Origin of the sequence: Salinimicrobium profundisediminis (assembly GCF_026241755.1) — a bacterium.
Lineage (GTDB): Bacteria > Bacteroidota > Bacteroidia > Flavobacteriales > Flavobacteriaceae > Salinimicrobium > Salinimicrobium profundisediminis.
In genome coordinates this window covers 1-2,052 of the sequence record NZ_JAPJDA010000094.1, presented here as the reverse complement: position 1 = coordinate 2,052, position 2,052 = coordinate 1, and the positions used below count along the sequence as shown (strand labels likewise).

General features: G+C 39.7%; 1 protein-coding gene. It reads left to right on the top strand.

Annotation, left to right across the window (positions count from 1 at the left end; translation table 11 throughout):
• The first annotated feature begins 248 nt into the window (after positions 1-248).
• The gene (locus OQ279_RS18795; RefSeq protein ID WP_066441926.1) at positions 249-1,541 is read left to right on the top strand and encodes an adenylosuccinate synthase; all 1,293 of its coding nucleotides are present in this window, start codon (positions 249-251) and stop codon (positions 1,539-1,541) included.
• The last annotated feature ends 511 nt before the right edge of the window (positions 1,542-2,052 follow it).

Here is a 2,052-nt window from a genome sequence, read left to right as displayed (position 1 = left end):
CATTCGTGAAAGAGTATAATAAATTCGTAAACTTAGAGAAACGCTATGATGATGCGTACGCGCAGCCTGGTGCATAAGGGGATCAGTTCAAAACTGATCCCTTTTTTCTTTGCTATTTTCATATATTACGAACATATTTTAATAATTTTATAAGAAATGTTCGTGTTTTGTTGACTTTTATCCTTCATTATTGATAAAATTAGTTTGTTTGAAAAGGGATTTAAGTTAACCTCGGAGGTGCATGTTAAATGTCATCAGTAGTAGTAGTTGGAACACAATGGGGAGATGAAGGGAAAGGAAAGATTACAGACTTTCTTTCTGAAAATGCAGAAGTCATCGCCCGTTATCAAGGCGGTAATAATGCTGGACATACAATTAAATTCAACGGTGAAACGTATAAGCTGCACTTAATTCCATCAGGGATTTTTTATAATGATAAAATTTGTGTCATCGGCAATGGAATGGTTGTTGATCCAAAGGCTCTTTTAAAAGAGCTTGCATATTTGCATGAAAAGGGCGTATCAACAGACAACCTTCGCATCAGCAACCGTGCTCATGTTATTCTGCCTTATCACTTAAAGCTGGATGAGGTAGAAGAAGAGCGCAAAGGTGCCAACAAAATCGGAACAACGAAAAAAGGAATTGGCCCAGCATACATGGATAAAGCAGCCCGCGTGGGGATCCGTATTGCGGACTTGCTGGACAAAGAAGTGTTTGAAGAAAAATTGTCTCGTAACCTGGATGAGAAAAATCGTCTTCTTGAGCGCATTTATGAAACAGAAGGCTTCAAGTTAGAAGATATTCTTGATGAGTATTACGAATACGGACAGCAGTTTAAGCATTATGTATGTGACACGTCAGTTGTCTTAAACGACTCATTAGATGATGGACGCCGTGTATTATTTGAAGGTGCACAAGGAGTTATGCTGGATATTGACCAAGGCACATATCCGTTCGTAACATCTTCAAACCCAGTCGCTGGCGGTGTAGCAATTGGATCTGGTGTAGGCCCAACTAAGATTACTCATGTAGTTGGAGTTTCTAAAGCTTATACGACTCGTGTAGGAGACGGTCCTTTCCCAACTGAATTAAATAACGAAATTGGCGATCAAATCCGTGAAGTAGGACGCGAATATGGTACAACAACTGGCCGTGCGCGCCGTGTTGGCTGGTTTGACAGCGTAGTGGTTCGTCATGCGCGCCGTGTGAGCGGAATTACTGATCTTTCTCTTAACTCTATTGACGTATTAACAGGCATTGATACATTAAAAATTTGTACAGCATACAAGTACAAAGGCGAAGTAATTGAAGAATTCCCAGCAAGCCTAAAAGTCCTTTCTGAATGTGAGCCTGTATTTGAAGAGCTTCCAGGCTGGACAGAAGATATCACAGGCTGCAAATCACTTGATGAGCTTCCTGCAAATGCACGGCACTATTTAGAGCGCATTGCACAGCTGACAGGTATTCCATTATCAATCTTCTCTGTTGGCCCTGACCGTTCGCAAACAAACGTAGTTAGAAGCCCTTGGAGACAAAACTAATAACAGATATGTTCGTTAAGGCCAGAGGGGTTTTCTCTCTGGTCTTTTTTTGTGAGGTATTTGGAGACTGCTGCGGCATTGGACGTCACTCTGGTTGGAGGTTTGGCGGATAAAAGGTTGTTTTTGGCGGATAAAAAATTTTCACGGCGGAAATATTGTGTTTTATGGCGGATAAATTTCCTGGACGGCGGATATACAGATTTATTTCAGCGCCAGCAGTTTAAAATCCGGTTAAATTAGGGTAATAGGGATTAAAATGCGAGAGAATGAGTTCAAAACAATGCAGAACTGAAGTGGTATCCGTTATTTTTACGAAATATCTTTAAAAAAGTATTTTATCTGTAAAAATAGTACGCTCTTATGATGTAAATACTCTATCTTTTTCCGTAAACAACATAAACTGTGTGGTTAACAAAAAAGTTTTTAAAAAACTATTGTACAATGTGCAATGCTATGATATTATAAAAAGCGTCGCCAATGAGCAATATTCATGAGCCATTAGCTCAGTCGG

What these genes read in the sequence shown, in the direction of transcription:
- OQ279_RS18795 (WP_066441926.1), top strand. Translation starts at nt 249, where the DNA reads ATGTCATCAGTAGTAGTAGTTGGAACACAATGGGGAGATGAAGGGAAA.